Genomic DNA, 21492 nt, shown 5'->3' with positions numbered 1-21492 from the left:
GCGAAGGCCTGGAACAGACCGAGGAGACCCGCTTATGTCGCTGCCCGCACCGTTCGATCGCCTGCGCCTGCCTTTGATCGGGTCACCCCTTTTCATCGTGTCAGGTCCCGAACTGGTGATTGCGCAGTGCAAGGCGGGGATCATCGGCAGCTTCCCTGCTCTCAATGCGCGCCCGCAATCACAGCTCGACGAATGGCTCCACCAGATCACCGAGGAACTGGCCAAGCACAATCGCGAGAACCCCGAGCGACCGGCCGCGCCCTTCGCGGTGAACCAGATCGTCCACAAATCGAATGACCGGGTGATGAGCGACATGGCCACCTGCGAGAAATGGCAGGTGCCGATGGTGATCACCTCGCTCGGCGCGCGGACCGAGATCTTCGACGCGGTGCGCAATTGGGGCGGCGTGACCATGCACGACGTGATCAATGATCGCTTTGCACGAAAGGCGATCGAAAAGGGGGCCGACGGATTGATCCCGGTCGCTGCGGGTGCCGGGGGTCATGCAGGCACGCAATCGCCATTCGCGCTGATGCAGGAAATCCGCGAATGGTTCGATGGCCTCGTCGCTCTCTCGGGCTCGATCGCGCACGGCGCCTCGATCCTTGCTGCCCAGGCCATGCGCGCCGATTTCGCCTATGCCGGAAGCGCCTTCATCGCGACCGACGAAGCCAATGCCGACGAGGCCTACAAGAACGGCATCGTCGAAGGCGATGCGAGCGGGATCGTCTACACCAATCTGTTTACCGGTGTGCACGGCAATTACCTGCGCTCCTCGATCGAGCAGGCCGGGCTTGATCCCGACGACCTGCCGCAAAGCGATCCGTCGAAGATGAATTTCGGCAGCGGCGGCAACACCAAGGCCAAGGCCTGGAAAGATATCTGGGGCTCGGGCCAGGGTGTCGGTGCGGTCAAGTCGGTCGGTTCTGTCGAGGACCTCGTCGCCCGCATGGAGCGCGAATATCACGATGCGCGCGCCCGGCTTGGTTCGGCTGCCGATTACGCGCCGTGGTCGGCCATGGCCGACGCGGAGGGCTGACGGCTGACGGCTACGTTGGCCCGCCGACGGGATCGTCAGCCCGAGGTCGTCGATTGCCAGAGATGTTCGGCCATCGCGTCGAGCTCGCCGAAATCATAGCCAGTGCCGAGTGGATCCTTGCGGTTGAGCAGCAGGCGCCTGCGCGCGCGAAGGAGACGCCGCCGCAATGCGGCCTGGAGCAGGCTCAACCGGTCCACCGCCTCTCGCCCAGCGGTTTCGCGGTCGTCGCTGACCGCCTGCGCCCAGCGCGCCTCGATCCGTCCGACGCGCTCGATCACCACCTCGTTGTAACGCCGGTGCGGGCCGCGGTGCAGCGGCATTCCGGTGCGCATGGTGGCATCATCGGTTGCCGGGAGAAGCAGCCCGTTGGTGCGAAAATCGTCGAAACCGACGCGGTCGCGCCCGATCGAGGAGAACATCGAGCCAAAGCAGCGCCGCGTCAGGAGCTGGCGCGGCAGCAGATGATGGCGCTGCAAGGCAGGGTCGTATTCGGGCGTGCCACGGCGATTGACAGCGCGAAAGGTTATCTTCGCGCGCCCGGCGGCGCGTGCGTTCTGCTGCAATACCGTGTGTTCGACCCTGAACATTGCTATTCGCGCGCTACCCTCACGAAACGGCCATTGCGCGAAATGCGCATGAGGAGCCGGGTGCCATCGGGAGCGACGATCCGCTCGTCCCCGTCGAGCCCGCCGACAAGGACGAGCTGGTTCACGAGCCGCACTGCAAGCCTTGTCGCCGCCAGCTTGTCGGATGACAGCGGCGGTTCGATCCGGAGCTCCTGTCCGATCCAGTAATCGAGGCCCACGCTCTGGAGCGCCCCGTCGAGCGTTTCGCGGAAGGCCGTGAGCCCGAGCGCCGGGAAAGGCCCGCCTTGCAACCACGCGGTCGCCACCGAATCGAAGAACCTGCGGCCGATCGCGCTGGCCGAAGGCGGCCAGACCACCGCTGTCAGCCCGTCGAAATGATGCGCGATGTCGCGCGCGAGGCCGATCATCGACTTGACCACGGGCAACGTGCGCTCGCCTCCAGCGAGGTGCGGTCCCGGTGTCAGTTGCAAGGCATCGTGCCGCGCCGCGCCCGGCAGTTCGTCGAGATCGAAACGGTTGTCAGCGGACGGGAAAGCCGTCGATGGACCCGGTGCCAATCCGCACAGATCGAAGACCAGCCCGTCGCGCAGCAATTCGAGCCAGACCATGTCGCTCGCCTTGCTGCCGGCCTCGATGCACGGGTGGACCGTCTGACCATCGGCAGCGACGAGATGAAGCGCTGTGTCTTGCGAAGGATCATGCGACAGCGAAACCGCGCGCTGGCTGGCGACGAATTCGCGAATGGCAGCGCGATCGGGCCGTTTGCCGCGTGCAAACAGCAGGAAAAGCCCGTTGGCATCGGCTTGCGACGACTGCTCGATCTGCTCCCATCCCCTCTATTGCCACCCGAGGACGGCAAATGCCCGGCAAGCTTGACCGCTCTTGCCCGCCTCGTCGAGTCCCCATTCCACGAATATCACAAAATTCGAAGTGCACGCCCCGGGCTAGAATATGCCTTCGGCGATCCCCTCGGCCAATCCCGCACCGAGCGCGCGGCAATCGGACAGGACTTCGTGCGAAACCGACTTGCGCGCGAGGATTTCCTCGGGCGTCTGCGCATTGAAATTGACAATCATCGGCTCGGCCACCCTGCGCAGGCGCCAGCCTGTCGCGATCCGGTCGATCTGCCGCTGCGCGCCCTCCCCGTCCGACCCCGCGGCGATGATGGTCGCGTAGGGACGCCCTTCGATCCGGCCGAGAACGGGATAGTAATTGGCGTCGAACATCTCCTTCATCGCTCCGCTCATCGCGGCGAGGTTTTCGGGGCATACGAACAGGTAGCCTCCCGCAGCGAGCAGATCGTCCGCCCCGATACCGGAGGCCGCGCACAGGCGGGTCGATGCGTGCGCATCGCTGGCGGCGCGCGCCATGGCCTCGCTCGCTCCGGTGCGGCTGTGCCATATCACGAGAAGGTGGGATGCCTTGGTCATGCAAACATGCCTCGCAACCCCATCTGTCGATTGTCAATGCTACCCCGCTGTTGCGCGGGCGCGGCTTGGGCTAGGACAGGGACCATGGCTACCCGGTCGCTCTCGAATGTTCTTGGTGTTTCGCGCTCGCTTGCCGGGCGCGCCTGGCAATGGCGCGGCGGAAACATGGATCTCGGCGATGATCGCGCCTCCCTGTCGCGCGATATTCTCGCCCAGCTTCTCATGACACGCGGCGTGGCCGAGGACGAGATCGAGAAACACGCCCAGCCCACCATGCGGGCCTTTCTGCCCGATCCTTCGGAATTCCGCGACATGGATCGCGCCGCCGAGCGCATTGCGAGTGCGGTGCTCGCCGATGAGACGATCACTATTTACGGCGATTACGATGTCGACGGCGCGACGAGCGCTGCGCTGCTGGTCGAATTGCTGCGGTCGCTCGGGGTCGAGGCGGGATACTACATCCCCGACCGCCTGCTCGAAGGATACGGTCCTACGGGCGAAGCCCTGGTCAAGCTCGCGCGCGAGGGGACGAGCCTGATCGTCACGGTCGATTGCGGCGCGATGGCGCACGAGGCGCTGACCATGGCGCGCGACGAAGGCGTCGACGTGATCGTCGTCGATCATCACAAATGCGCAGCTGACCTCCCTCCGACGGCGGCACTGGTCAATCCCAACCGCCTCGACGAAAGCGATCTCGCCGCCAGCCACGGCCATCTCGCCGCTGTCGGTGTCGCCTTTCTCCTGGCGATCGCGGTGGTGCGAACCTTGCGGGTTCGCGGCTATTTCGCCGATCGCGACGAGCCCGATCTGATGGCGCTGCTCGACCTGGTGGCGCTCGGCACCGTGGCCGATGTCGCCGCGCTGCACGGGTTGAACCGCGCTTTCGTTGCCCAGGGGCTCAAGGTGCTCGCGCGCCGGCAGCGGATCGGCATGGCGGCGCTGATGGATGCCAGCCGGCTGAAACGCGCCCCGGTCGCGTCAGACCTCGGCTTTGCGCTGGGACCACGGATCAATGCCGGCGGACGGATTGGCGAATCGACCCTGGGTGTGCGCCTGCTCACCACCCGCGATCCCGAAGAGGCGCGGGCGATTGCCGAACAGCTCTCCGCGCTCAACGAGGAACGCCGGGCGATCGAGGCCGAAGTGCAGGAAGCGGCGGAAGCGCAGCTCGAAGGTCAGCACAACATGGCTGTGCAGGTCCTGTCGGGGTCTGGCTGGCATCCGGGCGTGATCGGGATCGTCGCGGGCAGGATCAAGGAAAAGACCGGAAAGCCCGCCATCGTGGTCGCGCTCGATGCGCAGGACGGCACTGGCAAGGGTTCGGGCCGGTCGATCAGCGGGGTCGATCTGGGCGCAGCGATCATAGCCGCGCGCGAGGAAGGCATACTGGTTGCCGGCGGCGGGCACGCAATGGCGGCGGGACTGACCCTCAATGCCGACAAGCTGGCGGATTTCGCCGATTTTCTCGACCGCAGGCTGGCGCGCGAAGTCGAACGCGCGTGTGCCGGCCAGGTGATGCAGCTCGACCTCTCGCTCGCGCCGGGTGGCCTCACTCCGGACCTCGTCACCACGCTCGAGGCGGCTGGCCCCTACGGAGTGGGCTGGCCAGCGCCGCGCGTCGCGGTCGGTCCGGTGCGGATCGTCAAGGCGGACATCGTCGGCAAGGATCACTTGCGCGTGATCGCGGCAGGAAATGACGGCCGCTCGTTCAAGGCCATCGCCTTTCGCGCGGCCGAGACCGAGCTGGCACAGACCCTGCTCCACCGCAGCAAGGGACGCAATTTCCACCTCGCCGGGCGGGTGAAGATCGACGACTGGGGCCCCAGGCCGGCCGCAGAATTGCACCTCGAAGACGCCGCATTTGCCGATTGATGCGGCGCCTTGAAACTTTTTTGCAGCGCACCGCATACAGGGCTTGACCCCTGCCCTCAGCAACCCTAGATGCGCGCTTCCGCAAACGAGCGTGGCCCGTTCGTCTAGCGGTTAGGACGCGGCCCTTTCACGGCTGAAACACGGGTTCGATTCCCGTACGGGTCACCACCTCTCTTGCCGGGTTTTCCCACAAGATCATCACCCCTTCGGGGGTTCCACCTTGCCCCGGCGAGCGTTAGAGCCTTGCGCCATGGCCACTGGACCGACCTTCCCCGTTTCCGGATTTGCGCTGGCGGCAGTGACCTTGGTGGCGATGCTTGTGCTCGGCATCGACCCGTTCGTTGCCATCGCGGTCGCGGTCCTGTGGGGCGGCTCGTTGCTGCTTGCCACCGGACGCCCTCCCGAACAGCGCATGGCCGCGGCGAAGCAGCCGATTGCGCGCGATTCGATGCGCGATCTGGTCGAGAACGCATCGACCCCGCTCTTCGTCACCGAACGCAACACGATAGCGATCGCCAATCGCGCCGCGCGTGACCTGCTGGGCCGCCACATCGTCGGCCAGGACGTGCGCGTCGCCTTTCGCCAGCCGGGAGCGATCTCGCTTCTGAGCGGCAACCGCAACGGGCACGCCATCGTGCGCGGCCTCGTGAGGAGGCGCGATATCTGGCAAATCAACCGGCAGGCACTCGATGAAGAGCTGGCGGTTATCGAGCTGATAAACCAGACCGCCGAGGCCGATATCGCACGCGCTCACACCGATTTCGTCGCCAACGCCAGCCACGAGCTGCGCACTCCGCTCGCGGCGATTCTCGGCTATGTCGAAACGCTCAACGAGGCCGATGGCAATATCGACACCCCGACCGCGCGCAAGTTTCTCGACACGATCGAGCGCGAGGCGCGGCGCTTGCAGGCGCTGATCGGCGATCTGATGAGCCTGTCGCGGGTCGAGGCCGAAAAGCACGAACTGCCCGAGGATCTGGTCGATCTGAAGCCGCTGGTCGAGCGCGCGGCGCGCGATGCTGCCGGCACCGACCGGGTCGAACGCCTGTCTTTCGACCTCGCCGATCGCCTGAATGTCCGCGGCGACAGGCAGCAGCTCGAGCAGGTGGTCCGCAATCTCGTAGACAATGCGCTCAAATACGGTGCGCGCGATGGCATGGTCGAGGTGACGCTCGATACCGGGCGCGAATCGATGGCGCGGCTATCGGTGCGGGACAACGGCGAAGGCATTTCGCCCGAGCAATTGCCGCATCTCACGCGCCGCTTCTATCGCACGGATCCGGGTCGCAGCCGGGCCTCGGGCGGGACCGGGCTCGGGCTCGCGATCGTCAAGCACATCGTCCAGAGGCATCGCGGCCGGCTCGATATCGAAAGCGAGCTTGGCCGCGGCACCTGTGTCGTGGTTCGCCTCCCGATTGCCGAAACCGAAGAAGCAGCGCCGCACGATGACAGGGGCGAACGGCAATCGGCGCCCGACGAAACGCCGACATTGTCTTAGAGTTGTCTTATTTCTCCAACATTGGCGTGGCAGAGCATGACCGCACGGATATGCGGCCCAGCGCGCTGACCGATTCTCCGCACCGGTCGCACGGCGCAGGGCACGCTGCAAAGGGAACCCGAACCGACCGATGTCGCCGATAACTCTTCTTCTTATTGCTGTCGGGCTTGGCCTCCTGGGCTGGCTGGCCGGGCGGGCAAAAGCGTGGAGCTTCCAAAAGGCCGATTCCTCGGTGCGCACCGCCTCGCGCCCGGTCTATCATGCCTGGTATGTCGCGCTGTGGGTGGTCGTTCCGGTCCTGGCTTTCGTGCTGGTCTGGTCGCTGGCCGCGCCGCAACTGGTCATGCAGAGCGTTCTCGCATCGCCCGAGGCCGCGCAATTGCCCGCTTTCGGCTTCCAGCGCGATGTCTGGCTCAACGAAGCGCGCGCGGTGGCAACCGGCAACGCGAACGCGGTGTTCAATCCGAATGCCGAGATGCTGGTCGAACCGTTTCGTGAGGCGATCGGCCGTTACAACCTGATCGGCTATGCGATCACATTCCTGATCGCCTTTGCCGCCGGTGCCTTTGCCTTCCTTCGTCTGCGCCCCGATTTCCGCGCCCGCACCCGGGTCGAGCGCACCGTGATGATGGTGCTGCTGCTGGCCTCGCTCATGGCGATCCTCACGACTTTCGGCATCGTCGCCAGCCTCGTGTTCGAGACCATCCGGTTCTTCGGCATGGTGTCGCCGATCGATTTCCTGTTCGGCACCTTCTGGGGGCCGGACCCGATGAGCAATCCGGACAATCCCGACGGATCGCGGTTCGGCGCAATTCCGCTGTTCTGGGGCACGATCTTCATCGGCGCGATCATCGCCATGATCGTTGCCATACCGCTCGGCCTGATGAGCGCGATCTACCTCACCCAATATGCCGATCCGCGGCTGCGCCAATGGGTCAAGCCCGCGCTCGAGATCCTCGCGGGCATCCCCACCGTGGTCTATGGCTATTTCGCCGCCCTGACAGTGGCTCCGGCGGTGCGCGACATCGCGATCTCGCTCGGCGTGACCAGCGCCTCGAGCGAGAGCGCGCTGGCAGCGGGCGTGGTCATGGGGGTGATGATCATTCCCTTCGTCTCGTCAATGGCGGACGATTCGATGGCAGCAGTGCCCAGCGCCATGCGCGACGGCAGCCTTGCCATGGGCGCGACCCAGTCGGAAACGATCAAGCGGGTGCTGTTCCCCGCCGCGCTTCCGGGGATCGTGGCTGGCATCATGCTCGCGGTGAGCCGCGCGATCGGCGAGACCATGATCGTGGTCATGGCCGCAGGCGCATCGTCCAATCTCACCGCCAACCCGCTCGAGACGATGACCACCGTCACCTACCAGATCGTGGCCATGCTCACCGGTGAAGGCAGCTTCGACCACCCGGCTACGCTCAGCGCATTCGCGCTCGGTTTCGTCCTGTTCGTGGTCACTCTCGTGCTCAACATCATCGCTCTGCGTGTCGTGAAACGGTTCCGTGAGGCTTATGAGTAATTCCCAGGCAATCCCGGCCGGCGGTCCCACCCGCACCGATGCCTTCGCCAAGAGGCTGAACGAACGCTACCGCGCAGAACGCCGTTTCCGCGCGCTTGGCCTGTTCGCAATCGTGTTCTCGCTCGCGGTGCTTGTGTTCCTGCTCGGCAACATGCTCGCCAACGGCATTGGCGGATTCCAGCGGGCCGAGGTCGCGGTCACCATCGATTTCGCCGAAAGCGGCCTCGCGGTTGACGAGAACCTGATGGCGCAGCCCGATGCGGTGCAGGTGCTCGAACGGCAGGGCCTGCCGCAAACGGTCGAATATTTCGCAATCGAGGCGCTTGGCGAACAGGCCGCGGCCGAGGTCAGCCGGCAGGGTTGGCGCGATGTCGCGGCGGCGCTCCAATCCGATCCTTCGCTGGCGACCCGCGAGGAAACGCTCTGGCTTCCTGCCTCCTCGGACCTTGCTTCGGGCCTTGCCGGCGAGGGTTCGCCGCAAATGCAGGCGCTCGCAGCAGAAATGGCCGAACGCGGCCAGCTCGCCGAGAACTGGGACTGGGGCTTTTTCGCCCGCTCGGATGCGACCAGCCCTCAGCAGGTCGGCATCTGGGGCGCTCTCAAGGGATCGATCTACACCATGATCGTCACCTTCCTGCTCGCCTTCCCGATCGGTGTGCTGGCAGCGCTCTACCTCGAGGAATACGCGCCGCGTAACCGCTGGACCGACCTGATCGAGGTCTCGATCAACAATCTGGCCGCGGTCCCGTCGATCATTTTCGGCCTGCTCGGCCTCGCCGTGTTCCTGACGCTGTTTCCCAATCTGAGGTCGGCTCCGCTGATCGGCGGCATGACGCTCGCGCTGATGACCATGCCGGTCATCGTCATTTCCGGCCGCAACGCGATCAAGGCGGTGCCGCCCTCGATCCGCGATGGCGCGCTCGCGGTGGGAGCATCGCCTGTCCAGGTGGTGTTCCACCATGTCCTGCCGCTTGCCCTGCCCGGCATGCTGACCGGAACGATCATCGGCATGGCGCGTGCGCTCGGCGAAACGGCGCCGCTGCTGCTGATCGGGATGCGCGCATTCGTCGCGACCCCGCCCGAAGGCTTCACCTCGCCAGCGACGGTGCTGCCGATGCAGATTTTCCTGTGGTCGGATGAAATCGACCGCGGCTTTGTCGAGCGCACCAGCGCTGCGATCATCGTCCTCCTGCTGTTCCTCCTGCTGATGAACGGCATCGCCATCTACCTGCGCAACAAGTTCGAGAAGTCCTGGTGACCCTAGTCCACGAAAGCATCCAGCACGACACCAACGCCAAGATGAGCGCGCGCGACGTGTCGGTTTATTACGGCGACAAGAAAGCCATCGACGAGGTGTCGATCGACATCTCGCCCGATTACGTGACCGCCTTCATCGGTCCGTCGGGCTGCGGCAAGTCGACCTTCCTGCGGTGCTTCAACCGCATGAACGACACGATCCCCTCGGCGCGCGTGACCGGCACGATCGAGCTCGAGGGCGAGGATATCCACGGCGATGCGATGGACGTGGTCCAGCTGCGTGCGCGGGTCGGCATGGTGTTTCAGAAGCCCAATCCCTTCCCCAAGTCGATCTACGAGAACATCGCCTACGGCCCCAAGATCCACGGGCTTGGCGAGAAGAAGGCCGATCTCGACGTGATCGTCGAGAAATCGCTGACCCGCGCGGGGCTGTGGGACGAGGTCAAGGACCGGCTCGACGATTCGGGCACAGCCTTGTCGGGCGGCCAGCAGCAGCGCCTGTGCATCGCCCGCGCGATTGCCGTCGATCCCGAGGTCATCCTGATGGACGAGCCGGCTTCCGCGCTCGATCCGATCGCCACCGCCAAGATCGAGGAACTGATCGACGAGCTGTCGGGACGCTATGCGATCGTGATCGTAACCCACTCGATGCAGCAGGCTGCGCGTGTCAGCCAGCGAACCGCCTTCTTTCACCTCGGAAAAATGGTAGAATACGGAAAGACATCCGACATTTTCACCAATCCGATCGAGAAACGCACCCAAGACTATATCACTGGACGCTACGGATAATGGCAGACCACACAGTAAAGGCATTCGACGAGGACATCACCCGCCTGCGCGGTTTGATCTCCGAAATGGGCGGGCTCGCCGAGGTCGCGACGCACGAAGCGCTCGACGCGATGGTGCGCGGCGACGAGGAGCTCGCCAAGAAGGTCGTCAAGCGCGACAAGAAGATCGATGCGCTCGAAGCCGAGGTGGACAAGCTGGCGGTGCGGGTGATCGCGCTGCGTGCGCCGATGGCCGATGACCTGCGCGAAGTGATCGCCGCGCTCAAGATCGCCGGCGTGGTCGAACGGATCGGCGACTATTCGAAAAACATTGCCCGGCGCGTTGGCGCGATCGACGGGCGCGACCGGTTCGAACCGCTCACTCTCATCCCAGCCATGGGCGAGCTCGCGGCGGAAATGGTCCACGACGTGCTCACCGCCTATGCCGCCCGTGACGCCAATCTCGCGCGCGAGGTGATCGCCACCGACGCCAAGGTCGACGCATTCTACAACAGCATTTTCCGCAATCTGGTCAGCCACATGGTGGAAAATCCTGCCACCATTTCGAGCGCTGCCCAATTGCTGTTCGTGGCCCGCAACCTCGAACGGATCGGCGACCATGCCACCAATGTCGCGGAGATGGTCCACTTCGCCGCGACCGGCACCTATCCGCCCGAAGAAGACCGTTAGGGCGCAGCCACGTCCCACACTCCAAGCGCCGGGGAGGCTCATTTGTCCGTACCCAAACTGCTTCTCGTCGAAGATGACCCGGCGCTGTTCGAATTGCTGGAATTCCGGTTCAGCAAGGAGGGCTACGAGGTACGCGGCACCAGCGATGGCGACGAGGCGCTGGTCCTGGCGAGCGAGGAAGTGCCTGATCTCATCATCCTGGACTGGATGATCGAAGGCACCAGCGGGATCGAGGTATGTCGGCGCCTGCGCCGCGACAAGGCGACCGCGCATGTCCCGATCATCATGCTCACCGCGCGCGAATCCGAGGATGACCGCGTGCGCGGGCTGGAAACCGGCGCCGACGACTACCTGACCAAGCCGTTCTCGCCGCGCGAATTGCTCGCACGGGTCGCGGCGGTCATGCGGCGGATCCGCCCTGCGCTTGCCGGCGAGACCATCGAGGTCGGGGACATCCGGCTCGATCCGGTCGCGCACAAGGTCGAACGCGCGGGCCAGTCGCTGCAACTCGGTCCGACCGAATATCGCCTGCTCAAGTTCTTCATGGAAAGCCCGGGGCGCGTCTTCAGCCGCGGACAGCTGCTCGACGGCGTGTGGGGGACGGGATCGGACATCGAACTGCGCACGGTCGATGTTCACATCCGCAGGCTGCGCAAGGCGATTGGGGTGGAAGGCCTGAAGGACCCGATCCGCACGGTGCGTTCGGCAGGATATGCACTGGAGGCGGTCTAGCCTCCCCAGCTAGCGGCATAGACCCGCCCAGCGATCGTCCTGGTCGAAATGGAAATGGTCGGCATGGGCCTGGTTGTATTCGGGCGACAGCACAGTTGCGAAAACGCCGCATGCACCTTGCCGGATCTCGCGCAGGAAGCGTGCTTCGTCGTCCCCGCTTTCGCTGTCCCAGTCGCTCAGGACGCTGATGCTGCGGCCGTCTTCGAGCACGAAGCCCGCTATGTCGATCGCGTTTCCGGTGGCGTGTTCGCTCCACGCGCCTTCGCTGCGACCATAGAGGCGGCGGCAGGAGTACACCCCGAGATGCTCGATCCGCGCGACATCGCTGCCGAAAATTGCGCGCGCGGCAGGGGCCACGGTGCCCGTCCGCCACAATTCGAGCGCTGCGGCCATCGGGCAGGTCATCGGCGGCGAGGCAGGGGCAAGCGGATAATCGCCGAGCCGTGTTCGGTCGGGCCTGGCGCAGGCCCCCTCGCCTGCCGGTTCCAGCGCGGCATAGGCCACTTCGCTGCGGTCGAGCACTGCGCGGCAGCCAGGCACATCGTCCTTGAGCGCGGCGAGCTTGGATGCGGTCGCCATGCCGACCGGATGGCGCAGGTCGAGCGGTGCGGTGGGATCGTGCTGGGGATGCGCCTTGATCCAGGCATATCCGGCAAACAGGACCAGTGCTGCAATGGCGAGCCTGATGAAGCGCCGCTCGCCGGCGAAAGAGCCGATCTTGCGAGAGATGCGAAAGGGATTTTGCGAGCGGGGCATTGCTAGTGAAAGTCGCGAGACTTCGGAAGTATCCGGGCATTGCGCGGATGCCCTCCGGGCCGCGGCAGGTTGCGCAGGCCCCGCTTCGGCGCGCCGCCCGCATCGGGAAGCTGGTCGATCAGGTCGCGCGGCCGGATCGCCTCGGCCTCCTGACCGGGGATCGTTCCGGTGCCCGAGACAAGGTCATCGCGCGGATTGGCCATTTTCTTGCCACCCACCTGCGAGGGCAGCGGCGCGTTGACATGATCGGCACGCGCGACCGGCGCGTTGAGCATGTCGTCGGACAGCGCATAGAGGCTGTCGGTCGCATCGGTCATGTGGTGGGCGATGACGTGGATCACCTCGTCATCATATTCGACCCGGCCGCGCACTTCCATCAGACGCGCTCCCATCACCACCCGGCGCTGCTTTTCCTTGAGGTCAGGCCACACGACGAGATTGATAACCCCGGTCTCGTCCTCGAGCGTGATGAAGCACACCCCCTTGGCGCTGCCCGGGCGCTGGCGGATCAGGACCACGCCGGCGACCTGGACCATGCTGCGGAACTTCTTCGCTCTCAGGTCGCAGGCGCGCACGAAACCGCGTTCGCCGAGGCTGGCGCGCAGAAACGCCATCGGGTGCGCCTTGAGGCTCAATCGCGTGGTCTGGTAATCGGCCACCACCTCTTCCGACAAAGGCATTGCGGGCAAGGCCGTGCGCGCGCGTTCCGCCCCCTCCTCGCGCGCCGCGGCTGCGCGGAACAGCGGCAGGTCGGGTTCGGCGATCAGGCTGCGCGCATCCCACAAGGCCTGCCTGCGCGAAAGCTGCATCGAGGCAAAGCAATCCGCGCTTGCGAGCCGCTCGATATGCGCCGGGCCAAGCCCGCCGCGCTCGCGCAGTTCGGCGACATCGCGGTAAGGCCCGGTTTCCTCGCGCACCGCGATCAGCCGGGCGGCGACATGCTCTGGCAGGCCGTCGATCTGCCGCAGGCCGAGCCTGAGCGCGATATGCCGGTCATAGCGGCCGGACCTGGTCTCGCTCGCCTCCCCGATCTCCTCGAGCGTGCAGTCCCATTGCGAACGGTTGACGTCGGCCGGCAGCACCGCGACCCCGTGCTCGCGCGCATCGCGCACGATCTGGGCAGGCGCATAGAAGCCCATGGGCTGCGAATTGAGTAGCGCGGCGGCAAAGGCCGCGGGAAAGTGGCATTTGAGCCAGCTCGAGACATAGACGAGGTGAGCAAAGCTCGCCGCGTGGCTTTCGGGAAAGCCATATTCGCCAAAGCCGCGGATCTGGTTGAAGCAGCGCTCGGCAAATTCGCGGTCATAGCCGCGCGTCACCATCCGCTCGACCATCATGTCCTGAAGCTCGTCGACCATGCCGCGCGAACGGAAGGTCGCCATCGCCTTGCGCAACCGGTTGGCCTCGGCGCTGGAGAACCTCGCCGCATCGAGCGCGATCTTCATTGCCTGTTCCTGGAAGATCGGGACGCCCAGAGTGCGTTCGAGGATGCTGGAAAGCTCGTCGGGCGGCCCGTGCGCGGGCGATGGTTTGGGGATCACCACCTGTTCGGCCCCGCGGCGGCGTTTCAGGTAGGGATGGACCATGTCGCCCTGGATCGGCCCGGGCCGCACGATCGCGACCTGGATCACGAGATCGTAGAATTCGCGCGGGCGCAGGCGCGGGAGCATGTTCATCTGCGCGCGGCTCTCGACCTGGAACACGCCGAGCGAATCGCCCTTGCGCAGCATCGCATAGGTTTCCGGGTCCTCGCGCGGGACGGTTGCGAGCGTGAGCGCGCGGTCGTGGTGGTTTTCGAGCAGGTCGAGGCACTTCTTGATGCAGGTCAGCATGCCCAGTGCGAGCACGTCGACCTTAAGGATGCCCAATGCCTCGATATCGTCCTTGTCCCACTCGATGAAACTGCGATCGGGCATGGCGCCATTGCCGATCGGCACGGTCTCGGTCAGCGCGCCCTGGGTGAGGATGAACCCGCCGACATGCTGCGAGAGGTGGCGCGGCATCCCGATCATCTGCTCGGTCAGCTTGAGCACGCGGCGAAGGTGCGGATCGGTCACGTCCATGCCGGTTTCGGCGGCGTGCGCCTCGCTGATCTCGCGCCCCCACCCGCCCCACACGGTCTTGGCCAGGCTCGCGGTGACATCCTCGGACAGGCCCATCGCCTTGCCCACTTCGCGGATCGCCATGCGCGGGCGGTAATGGATGACGGTCGCGGTCAGCCCGGCGCGGTGGCGGCCATATTTGCGGTAGATGTACTGGATCACCTCCTCGCGCCTTTCGTGCTCGAAATCGACGTCGATATCGGGCGGCTCCTTGCGCTCCTCGGAGATGAAGCGGTCGAACAGCAGCTGGTGCTTGGCCGGGTCGACACTCGTGATCTCGAGGCAGTAGCACACGGCCGAATTGGCCGCGCTTCCGCGCCCCTGGCACAGGATCGGCGGATCGACGCTGCGGGCGAAATCGACGATGTCCTTGATGGTGAGGAAGTAGCGCGCAAGATCGAGCTTGGCGATCAGGGCGAGTTCGCGGTCGAGCGTGTCGCGCACGCTGTCGGGCACGCCCGAGGGATAGCGCCGCTCGGCCCCGGCCCAGGTCTCGATCTCGAGATATTCCTGCGGGGCCATGCCGTCGGGATAGATTTCCTCCGGATATTCGTAGGCCAGTTCCTCGAGGCTGAAGTCGCAATTGTCGGCAATGTCGCGCGCGGCATGGATCGCATGCGGCCAGCGCGCGAACAGCCGCACCATGTCCTGCGGGCTCTTGAGATGCCGCTCGGCATTGGCGTGAAGCAGGTGCCCGGCCCTTGCCACCGTGGTCTTGTGGCGAAGCGCGGTCATCACGTCCTGCAACGGGCGGCGTTCGGGCGCGTGGTAATGGACATCGTTGGTGGCGAGCAGCGAAAGGCCGTGCGCGCGGGCGAGCGCATCGAGCCGGTCGATCCGCGCGACATCGTCCCCGCGGTAGAGATAGCTCGCGGCAAGGTGACGCAAGGTCGGAAGCTGGCGAACGAGGTGCGGAAGCAATTCGGCAAAGGAGGCGGTGATCGTGTCCGGATCGCTTGCGCTTTCATCCTCGTGCAGCGCGACGACATTGCTCGGCACCGCGATGGTCAGTTCGGCCATCGGGTCCTCGGGCGGGACCAGCACCAGTTGCACGCCTTCGCCGTGCTCCGCCAGCATGGCGAGATCGATCTCGCAAACGCCCTTTTCCTGCCACTCGCCCGACAAGGTCTGCATGCGTCCCTTGCTGATCAGGCGGCACAGCCGGCCATAGGCGGCGCGGTCGCGGGGATAGGCGAGGAAGGCGAGGCCCTCGACCGTCTCGATCCGGCAGCCGATCACCGGGGTGAGCTTGAGCGTGCGCGCCTCGGTATGGATGCGCACCACGCCGGCGAACGAATTGGCATCGGCGATCCCGATCGCGTCATATCCCAGCGCCCGCGCGGTGGTCACGAGATCGACCGCGTCAGAGGCCCCTCGCAGGAAGCTGAAACAGCTGACAAGGCCGAGCTCGACGAAGGGCGCGCGCGGGGGTGTATCGATCAGGTCGGGATCGACATCGATCGTGCGCTTGTCGGGGGTGAGCGGCGCGTCGGGCATGTCACGCCGCGATTTTTCCGAGCCGCTCTTTCACCGCTGCAAGGTCGGCTGCGAACAGAGCGGCCTGTTTCTCGCGCGCTTCGCCTTCGAGCCGGAGCAGGTAGGAGGGATGCGCGCTGACCCACATTTCCGCCCCGTCCTCAAGCGCGAAGGGCTGGCCGCGCGCCTTGGAAATGCTCACCGTGCGCCCCAGCAGGCTGCGCGCCGCGCTCGCGCCCAGCGCCAGCACCAGCTTCGGCTTGACGATGGTGCGCTCGGCCTCGATCCACCAGCGGCAGGTGTCGATCTCCTTTGCGCCGGGCGATTGGTGGATGCGCCGCTTGCCGCGCTGGACATATTTGAAATGCTTGACCGCATTGGTGACATAGGCCGCGCCGCGATCGATGCCGGTGCGCTCGAGATACTGGTCGAGCAATTGCCCCGCAGGGCCGACAAAGGGACGCCCGCTTTCATCCTCCTGGTCGCCCGGCTGCTCGCCCACGATCATCAGCGTCGCATCGCGCGGCCCCTCGCCCATTACCGCGCGGTTGTGCAGTTCGCCGATCGGGCACTTGCGGCAATTCTCGATCGCCCTGGCGATGGCGGGAAGCGTCTCGGGCCTTTCCTCGAATGCGAGCGCGCCGGTTTCGACCATGCTCGCCTCGCGCGCCTGCGCCCCGGCGATGAGGTCGGGGATGAGTTCGGCCTCGGGCATGTTCTTCCAGTATTTGCGCGGCATCTCCGAAAGCATCGCGCCGACCTTGAGCCGGGCGGGATTGAAGATCGAGGCGTAATAGGACTTCCACAAATCCTCGATCGGGTCGCCGCTGGGCGCGTCGGAACGCCTTGCAGGACCGCTTTCGCGCATGGTCTCGCCGTCCCAGTGGATGCAGCCGCGCGGGGTGAGGATCGACCAGTTCATGCTGGCAAAGCGGCGCATGAAGAAACCCGCATTGGCGCGCACGATGTGGTGATCGGGTTCGAACCAGGCGACGTAATGCGCGGCGCCATCCTCGCCTGCCACTTCGCGGAAGCGGACGAAGGCGTGCATCTTGTGGCTGTCGCGGCGGACCGACTTGTCGAGTTCCTCGAGCCGGCGGACATCGGGGTCGGCCTTGTCCTCGAGAAAGCGCGGGTTCGCCTGCATCCGCCACAGGATGCGGTAGAGCAGGCCGAAGCGTTCGGGGTCGGAATGGAGCGCGGCATTGCGCGCAAGGTTCATGAAGCGTTTCGACACGCGCACGGGCCGCGCATCGGGCTCGGGCACGGGCAGCCGCTTGGCCCCGCGCGACGGCCCGTCCTGCGCGAACAGATCGCCCGTCCCGCCCGGCTCGACCCACGAGATCCGGTCAGGCGGCACGTCGCACTGGATCAGGGAGCGCGCGCGTTCGCGCCAGAACCCGAAATCGTCGGGTGCGGGCAGGTTGACGACATAATGCGCGCCCAGGGAAACGTTCTGCATCGCGGTCACGGGTCACTCATCAGAACAGCTCCAGCTGTTCCTGCCTCGGGGCAAGCAGCGTGCGCAGATCGGCGCGGTCGGTCAGCAGCGTCGGGCGCCAGTCGAGCGCGACGAGGAACGGGCGCACCTTGGAAATCGACTGGGTCAGCCGCGCCACGTCGTCGAGCCGCAGGGTCCGGTGGCGACGCGCGGCAAGGATCCGCTTGACCGCGGTGGTCCCCAGCCCGGGCACGCGCAGCAATTGCTCCTTCGTGCCGCGATTGACATCGACCGGGAATTGCTCGCGAAACTTCAAGGCCCAGGCGAGCTTGGGATCGATGTCGAGCGGCAGGTTGCCGTCCGCCTCGGTCGCCTGCTGAACCTCGGCCGGCGCATAACCGTAGAACCGCATCAGCCAGTCGGACTGGTAGAGCCGGTGCTCGCGCATCAGCGGCGGACGCTTCAAAGGCAGGACCGCGCTTGCATCGGGGATCGGCGAAAACGCACTGTAATAGACGCGGCGCAGGCCAAAACTGTCATAGAGCGCACTTGCCCGCCCGACGATGTCGCTGTCGCTCGCCTGGTCGGCGCCGACGATCATCTGGGTCGACTGGCCCGCGGGCGCAAAGCGCGGCGCGTGGCGGAACCGCTTGCGCTCGTCCTTGGCCTCGATGATGCGGTCCTTGGTCTTGGCCAGCGCGCCTTCGATCTGGCCTTCGTCCTTGTCGGGCGCGAGCCGGGTCAACCCTTCGCGGGTGGGCAGTTCGACATTGATCGAGACCCGGTCGGCATGAAGCCCGGCCTGGTGGATCAGTTCGGGATCGGCCTCGGGAATGGTCTTGAGATGAATGTAGCCGCGAAAATCGTGCTCCTCGCGCAGGATCCGCGCGGTCTCGACCATCTGTTCCATCGTGTGGTTCGAGCTCTTGATGATGCCCGAGGACAGGAACAGCCCCTCGATATAGTTGCGGCGATAGAAACTGAGAGTGAGATCGGCGATTTCCTGCGGGGTGAAACGCGCGCGCCGCACGTTCGAGCTCTTGCGGTTCACGCAGTAATGGCAATCGAAGATGCAGTGATTGGTCAGCAGGATCTTGAGCAGCGAGATGCAGCGCCCGTCAGGCGCATAGGCGTGGCAGATCCCCATCCCCTCGGTCGAGCCGATCCCGCCGCTCTTGCTGTTGCGCTTGGCGGTGCCGGACGACGCGCACGAGGCATCGTATTTCGCCGCATCGGCGAGGATTTCGAGCTTGTCGCGCAAGCTTTGCGGTTTGTGGGAATGGGCCATCGAAAGTCTCGATGTTCCATATATGTTCTAGGGTTGGAATTGCCAAGGGCAAATCGCGCGTTCTTCCGCGGTTCAGGGGCCGACAGGCTCCTTGCCGCGCCCGTTTCAGATACGCCGGCTCTTGGGCGTGTCGTCCTGGAGATCGGGCAGGATCGAGGCACACAGATGATCGAGCACGGCCGGGTGCATTTCGCCTTCGAAGGCCACCCCGGCTATCCGGTCCTCGACCCATACGATCCGGCCGAGCGGGGCCTGGACGCCTGCGACCTTCATCGTGACGCGATCGCCGATCCGGGCGAAGCCTGCGCCTCCCTTGATCCGGCATCCGCCTTCGGAGATGTCGAGGAGATCGACGAAAACCACGCGCGACTGCACCCTGCTCTTTACCATGAGGCGCAGTGTGCGGCGGCCTGAGGAGCGCGAGGTGTGTTGCTCATCCATGCCTCATCGTTGCACAATGTGGTAAAAGGATCGTGAATTTGTGCCCTCGCATGGTGCGCGGGTCAGGCCGACAGCCCCTGAACGAACCAATCGGGCATCGCGCCGCGCCCGTCACCGGCAAGGCCGTGGCGGTAGATCCAGTAGCGTCGCCCCTCGCCATCCTCGATCCGGTAGTAATCGCGCAATCGCACCGTCGAACGTGCGCGCCACCATTCGGGCGCGATCCGCTCGGGGCCCTCGACCCGCGCGACATCATGCACCTTGCCGCGCCAGCGGAAGCGCTGCGGATAGCCATCGGGCGAGGCATAGAGCACCGCGATCCTTTCGGGCCGGTCGAGCAGCTTGAGCGGACGCTCGCGATATGTCGCAGCCCCCGCAGCGCCCGGCACCGGGGCGAGCGGCGGCTGCCATTCCTGCGCGCGTTCGGGCAGGTGGCTTTCATAGGGCACCGGGCGGCGGATCGCCTGCGGGCCAAGTCGCACGCCGAGCCGGTCGATACAGGCGGAAAGCGAGGTGCCGTGGCGTTCGGCGGCGTGCTCGACATCGCCTTGTGCCGCATCGAGCGGTTCGGACCAGCTCGCGCGCAGCCGCACGGTCTCGATCCCGAACCCGGCCTCGATATCGTCGAGTTTTCCGGCGAACAGCCGCGCGATGTGCGCCGCCTCGCGGGTCGCCGCGGCGAGTTCGAGGCGGCGCACGATCACCTCGCCATCGACCCGCCACAGCCCGAGCTCGAGCCGCCGCGCGCCCTCACCGCGCGCTTCGAGTTCGCGCGTCATGTCGGCGCACAGGTCATCGAGCACCCGGTCGAGCAGCGAACGATGGCGCAGCGGCTCCATCAGCCGCCGCTGGACCAGGGGCATGTGCTGCGGGACGATCGGGAGCAGCGGCTCGGGCACTCGGCCGCACAGCTGGTCGAGCCGGATCAGCGGATTGGCCGCGGGCGATTTGCGGTTGCGGAACCGGCGCTGGAGCGAATCGCGCGCCGCCGCCTCGCTCCGGTCGGTGGCACCCTCCATGATCCCGGCCAGCTCGCCGAGCCGCTTGAGCCCGAGCCGCCGCAGCACGGTGAGCACGTCCTGGTCGAGCCGCAGCGCCGCCACCGGCAGGTCGGCAAGCGCGCGCATGATGTCGTCGCGGTCATCGAGGATCGCGCGCGGCGGGCCGAAATGCGCCAGCGCCCAGGCCGCCCCGGCACTCGGCGCGATGGCCGCGCGCACCGCGAGACCGCGCCGGGCGAAACGCGCCTCGACATCGGCGAGGAGCTTCGCCTCGCCTCCGAACAGATGGGCTGCGGCGGTGATATCGACCAGCACACCATCGGGCGGGTCGAGCGCGCTCCACGGGCCCCAGCGCTGCGCCCAGACGGCGAGCTTTTCGAGGAAGGCGAGATCGCCGGCAGGATCGGCCGGGGCGGTGCGGACCTCGGGGCAAAGAGTGCGCATGTCGGCCAGCATCATCCCGGCCTGCGCACCCGCTTCGATCCCGGCCCGGTTGGCCGCCTCGATCCGGGGGCCATGCGCGGTCTCGGTGATGAGCACGGTGGGAAAGCGGTCGGGGTGGTCCTCTCCCTCGCCCTTCTCTCCCCCGGTGTCAGGCGCGAGCGACAGCCGCCAGCGATCGACCGACAGTCTTGCGCACCAGAGCGCCAGGATGCGCCGAGCGGGCGGCTGCGATGCTGGCGCCGATCCCGATCGCTTCGGGGGTGTTGGTGTTGGCGGCGCGCGCGGTGCGCTGCGCGGCGAGGCGTCCGTCTTCATCGCTCAATATCCATTGTCCGGGGGCGTGGCTGCGCGCGCGAAACAGCTCTGCCTTCCACGCCGGGGCCCCTGGCGCAGCCGGGTTCCACAAGGGCTCTGCCGATGACGCGGCTGCGACCCGCCAGCGCATCCGTGCCGATGACAGGTCGGCCTCAGCCTCGATCCGCACGATCCACAAGGCCACGCCATGCTTTTCGGCGGCGAGGCTGAGTCGGCGCGAAGCGGTGAAATCGAGCGCGCGCGGATTGCCCGCGATCTCTGCGATCACGCAGGCCAGGTCGCGGCAGCGCGCGCCCTCCTCGAGCGCGAACAGCGCATCTTCCGGGCTCGCCGCCTCGACATGGATCAGCCGGTCGCGCCAATCGGCGGGGAGTCCGTGGAGATAGGGCCGCCCGTTCAACTGGAGCGCACGCCTGTCCTGCACCCACAGCACCTGGCGGCGGTCCTCGGCCTCGGCAAGAGGATCCTCGCCAACCGCGCTCGCGCTCAATGCATCGCGCGCCAGTGCCAATGCGAGACCGGCGCCGGCAGCGCTGTCAGCCGAGGCGAATATCTCGCTGTGAAAGGGCTGGTCGGAAAGGCCGGGGCGCCAGCGAGCCTCGCGCGCTTTCGACAGCTTCCTGATGTCCCTTGCCGAGAGCTGCGGCACTGCCGATACGCACGCCTGTGCGCCCCGCGCCGCAGCGCAGGAGAGAGAGGACAGGTCGCGCGCTTTCGCGCCGGAGGAGAGATCAGGTCTGGTCATAGGAACATTCAGGAGACTCGAATCCGGCCCCTTTGTTCCCATTATGTTCCAAGTTGGACGACGAGTCCAACGCCTTTTTCGCGCGTCCGGCACCC

General features: G+C 66.0%; 18 protein-coding genes and 1 tRNA gene. 9 read left to right on the top strand and 10 right to left on the bottom strand.

Annotated elements, in window-relative coordinates:
* Positions 1 to 34: 34 nt before the first annotated feature.
* The gene (locus ACKTSM_RS08000; RefSeq protein ID WP_407874129.1) at positions 35 to 1039 is read left to right on the top strand and encodes an NAD(P)H-dependent flavin oxidoreductase; all 1005 of its coding nucleotides are present in this window, start codon (positions 35 to 37) and stop codon (positions 1037 to 1039) included.
* A 35-nt stretch (positions 1040 to 1074) separates the two neighbouring features.
* Here the strand turns inward: ACKTSM_RS08000 and ACKTSM_RS07995 are convergent, their stop codons facing one another.
* The 3 genes from ACKTSM_RS07995 to ACKTSM_RS07985 form a co-directional block, all read right to left on the bottom strand.
* Positions 1075 to 1626, bottom strand: a complete 552-nt coding sequence (locus ACKTSM_RS07995) for an AHH domain-containing protein (RefSeq protein WP_407874128.1) — start codon at positions 1624 to 1626, stop codon at positions 1075 to 1077.
* Positions 1627 to 1628: 2 nt separating this feature from the next.
* Positions 1629 to 2234, bottom strand: coding sequence for a hypothetical protein (locus ACKTSM_RS07990; protein ID WP_407874127.1), 606 nt, complete (start codon positions 2232 to 2234; stop codon positions 1629 to 1631).
* A gap of 336 nt (positions 2235 to 2570) precedes the next feature.
* The gene (locus ACKTSM_RS07985; protein WP_407874126.1) at positions 2571 to 3056 is read right to left on the bottom strand and encodes a flavodoxin family protein; all 486 of its coding nucleotides are present in this window, start codon (positions 3054 to 3056) and stop codon (positions 2571 to 2573) included.
* A gap of 84 nt (positions 3057 to 3140) precedes the next feature.
* Here ACKTSM_RS07985 and recJ point away from each other — a divergent pair, with 84 nt between their 5' ends.
* The 8 genes from recJ to phoB all read left to right on the top strand — a co-directional run bounded on the left by recJ (position 3141) and on the right by phoB (position 11388).
* Entirely contained in the window at positions 3141 to 4928 is a 1788-nt protein-coding gene (recJ, locus tag ACKTSM_RS07980) for a single-stranded-DNA-specific exonuclease RecJ (protein ID WP_407874125.1), read from the top strand.
* 93 nt (positions 4929 to 5021) lie between these two features.
* A tRNA-Glu gene (locus ACKTSM_RS07975) sits at positions 5022 to 5096 on the top strand.
* Between the two features lie 82 nt (positions 5097 to 5178).
* Positions 5179 to 6426 (top strand): sensor histidine kinase, encoded by a 1248-nt coding sequence (locus ACKTSM_RS07970; RefSeq protein ID WP_407874124.1) that lies wholly within the window; start codon positions 5179 to 5181, stop codon positions 6424 to 6426.
* 130 nt (positions 6427 to 6556) lie between these two features.
* A complete protein-coding gene (gene pstC / locus ACKTSM_RS07965; protein ID WP_407874123.1) occupies positions 6557 to 7942 on the top strand; it encodes a phosphate ABC transporter permease subunit PstC in 1386 nt (461 codons plus the stop codon).
* Positions 7935 to 9200, top strand: coding sequence for a phosphate ABC transporter permease PstA (gene pstA / locus ACKTSM_RS07960; protein WP_407874122.1), 1266 nt, complete (start codon positions 7935 to 7937; stop codon positions 9198 to 9200). Before pstC ends, pstA begins: the two co-directional genes overlap by 8 nt.
* Positions 9201 to 9241: 41 nt before the next feature.
* Positions 9242 to 9988: a phosphate ABC transporter ATP-binding protein PstB gene (pstB, locus tag ACKTSM_RS07955; protein WP_407876338.1), complete on the top strand. Its 747-nt coding sequence runs from the start codon at positions 9242 to 9244 to the stop codon at positions 9986 to 9988.
* On the top strand, positions 9988 to 10656 hold the full coding sequence (gene phoU, locus ACKTSM_RS07950) for a phosphate signaling complex protein PhoU (RefSeq protein ID WP_407874121.1): 669 nt from the start codon (positions 9988 to 9990) through the stop codon (positions 10654 to 10656). Before pstB ends, phoU begins: the two co-directional genes overlap by 1 nt.
* A 42-nt stretch (positions 10657 to 10698) precedes the next feature.
* Positions 10699 to 11388 carry a phosphate regulon transcriptional regulator PhoB gene (phoB, locus tag ACKTSM_RS07945; RefSeq protein ID WP_407874120.1) on the top strand — a complete coding sequence of 230 codons (690 nt, stop codon included), beginning with the start codon at positions 10699 to 10701 and terminating at the stop codon, positions 11386 to 11388.
* A gap of 9 nt (positions 11389 to 11397) precedes the next feature.
* Here phoB and ACKTSM_RS07940 read toward each other — a convergent pair whose 3' ends face one another.
* The 7 genes from ACKTSM_RS07940 to ACKTSM_RS07910 all read right to left on the bottom strand — a co-directional run bounded on the left by ACKTSM_RS07940 (position 11398) and on the right by ACKTSM_RS07910 (position 21397).
* Entirely contained in the window at positions 11398 to 12144 is a 747-nt protein-coding gene (locus tag ACKTSM_RS07940) for an extensin family protein (protein WP_407874119.1), read from the bottom strand.
* A 2-nt stretch (positions 12145 to 12146) separates the two neighbouring features.
* Positions 12147 to 15743: an error-prone DNA polymerase gene (locus tag ACKTSM_RS07935; protein ID WP_407874118.1), complete on the bottom strand. Its 3597-nt coding sequence runs from the start codon at positions 15741 to 15743 to the stop codon at positions 12147 to 12149.
* A gap of 1 nt (position 15744) precedes the next feature.
* On the bottom strand, positions 15745 to 17193 hold the full coding sequence (locus ACKTSM_RS07930; RefSeq protein WP_407874117.1) for a UdgX family uracil-DNA binding protein: 1449 nt from the start codon (positions 17191 to 17193) through the stop codon (positions 15745 to 15747).
* Positions 17194 to 17203: 10 nt separating this feature from the next.
* Positions 17204 to 18451, bottom strand: coding sequence for a putative DNA modification/repair radical SAM protein (locus tag ACKTSM_RS07925; RefSeq protein WP_407874116.1), 1248 nt, complete (start codon positions 18449 to 18451; stop codon positions 17204 to 17206).
* Positions 18452 to 18556: 105 nt separating this feature from the next.
* Positions 18557 to 18892 carry a PilZ domain-containing protein gene (locus ACKTSM_RS07920; protein WP_407874115.1) on the bottom strand — a complete coding sequence of 112 codons (336 nt, stop codon included), beginning with the start codon at positions 18890 to 18892 and terminating at the stop codon, positions 18557 to 18559.
* A 62-nt stretch (positions 18893 to 18954) separates the two neighbouring features.
* Positions 18955 to 20433, bottom strand: a complete 1479-nt coding sequence (locus ACKTSM_RS07915; protein WP_407874114.1) for a DUF6504 family protein — start codon at positions 20431 to 20433, stop codon at positions 18955 to 18957.
* Positions 20434 to 20485: 52 nt separating this feature from the next.
* The gene (locus ACKTSM_RS07910; RefSeq protein ID WP_407874113.1) at positions 20486 to 21397 is read right to left on the bottom strand and encodes a recA-like protein; all 912 of its coding nucleotides are present in this window, start codon (positions 21395 to 21397) and stop codon (positions 20486 to 20488) included.
* Between the last annotated feature and the right edge of the window lie 95 nt (positions 21398 to 21492).

The sequence above is a fragment of the Qipengyuania nanhaisediminis genome (assembly GCF_045862805.1).
Classification (GTDB): domain Bacteria; phylum Pseudomonadota; class Alphaproteobacteria; order Sphingomonadales; family Sphingomonadaceae; genus Erythrobacter; species Erythrobacter nanhaisediminis_A.
The sequence above is the reverse complement of the archived record's forward strand: the minus strand, read 5'-3'. Positions and strand labels throughout refer to the sequence as shown.

Coding starts and splice junctions, on each gene's coding strand:
- ACKTSM_RS08000 (WP_407874129.1), top strand. CDS start 35: ATGTCGCTGCCCGCACCGTTCGATCGCCTGCGCCTGCCTTTGATCGGG.
- ACKTSM_RS07995 (WP_407874128.1), bottom strand. CDS start 1,626: ATGTTCAGGGTCGAACACACGGTATTGCAGCAGAACGCACGCGCCGCC.
- ACKTSM_RS07990 (WP_407874127.1), bottom strand. CDS start 2,234: ATGGTCTGGCTCGAATTGCTGCGCGACGGGCTGGTCTTCGATCTGTGC.
- ACKTSM_RS07985 (WP_407874126.1), bottom strand. CDS start 3,056: ATGACCAAGGCATCCCACCTTCTCGTGATATGGCACAGCCGCACCGGA.
- recJ (WP_407874125.1), top strand. CDS start 3,141: ATGGCTACCCGGTCGCTCTCGAATGTTCTTGGTGTTTCGCGCTCGCTT.
- ACKTSM_RS07970 (WP_407874124.1), top strand. CDS start 5,179: ATGGCCACTGGACCGACCTTCCCCGTTTCCGGATTTGCGCTGGCGGCA.
- pstC (WP_407874123.1), top strand. CDS start 6,557: ATGTCGCCGATAACTCTTCTTCTTATTGCTGTCGGGCTTGGCCTCCTG.
- pstA (WP_407874122.1), top strand. CDS start 7,935: ATGAGTAATTCCCAGGCAATCCCGGCCGGCGGTCCCACCCGCACCGAT.
- pstB (WP_407876338.1), top strand. CDS start 9,242: ATGAGCGCGCGCGACGTGTCGGTTTATTACGGCGACAAGAAAGCCATC.
- phoU (WP_407874121.1), top strand. CDS start 9,988: ATGGCAGACCACACAGTAAAGGCATTCGACGAGGACATCACCCGCCTG.
- ACKTSM_RS07940 (WP_407874119.1), bottom strand. CDS start 12,144: ATGCCCCGCTCGCAAAATCCCTTTCGCATCTCTCGCAAGATCGGCTCT.
- ACKTSM_RS07935 (WP_407874118.1), bottom strand. CDS start 15,743: ATGCCCGACGCGCCGCTCACCCCCGACAAGCGCACGATCGATGTCGAT.
- ACKTSM_RS07925 (WP_407874116.1), bottom strand. CDS start 18,451: ATGGCCCATTCCCACAAACCGCAAAGCTTGCGCGACAAGCTCGAAATC.
- ACKTSM_RS07920 (WP_407874115.1), bottom strand. CDS start 18,892: ATGGATGAGCAACACACCTCGCGCTCCTCAGGCCGCCGCACACTGCGC.
- ACKTSM_RS07910 (WP_407874113.1), bottom strand. CDS start 21,397: ATGACCAGACCTGATCTCTCCTCCGGCGCGAAAGCGCGCGACCTGTCC.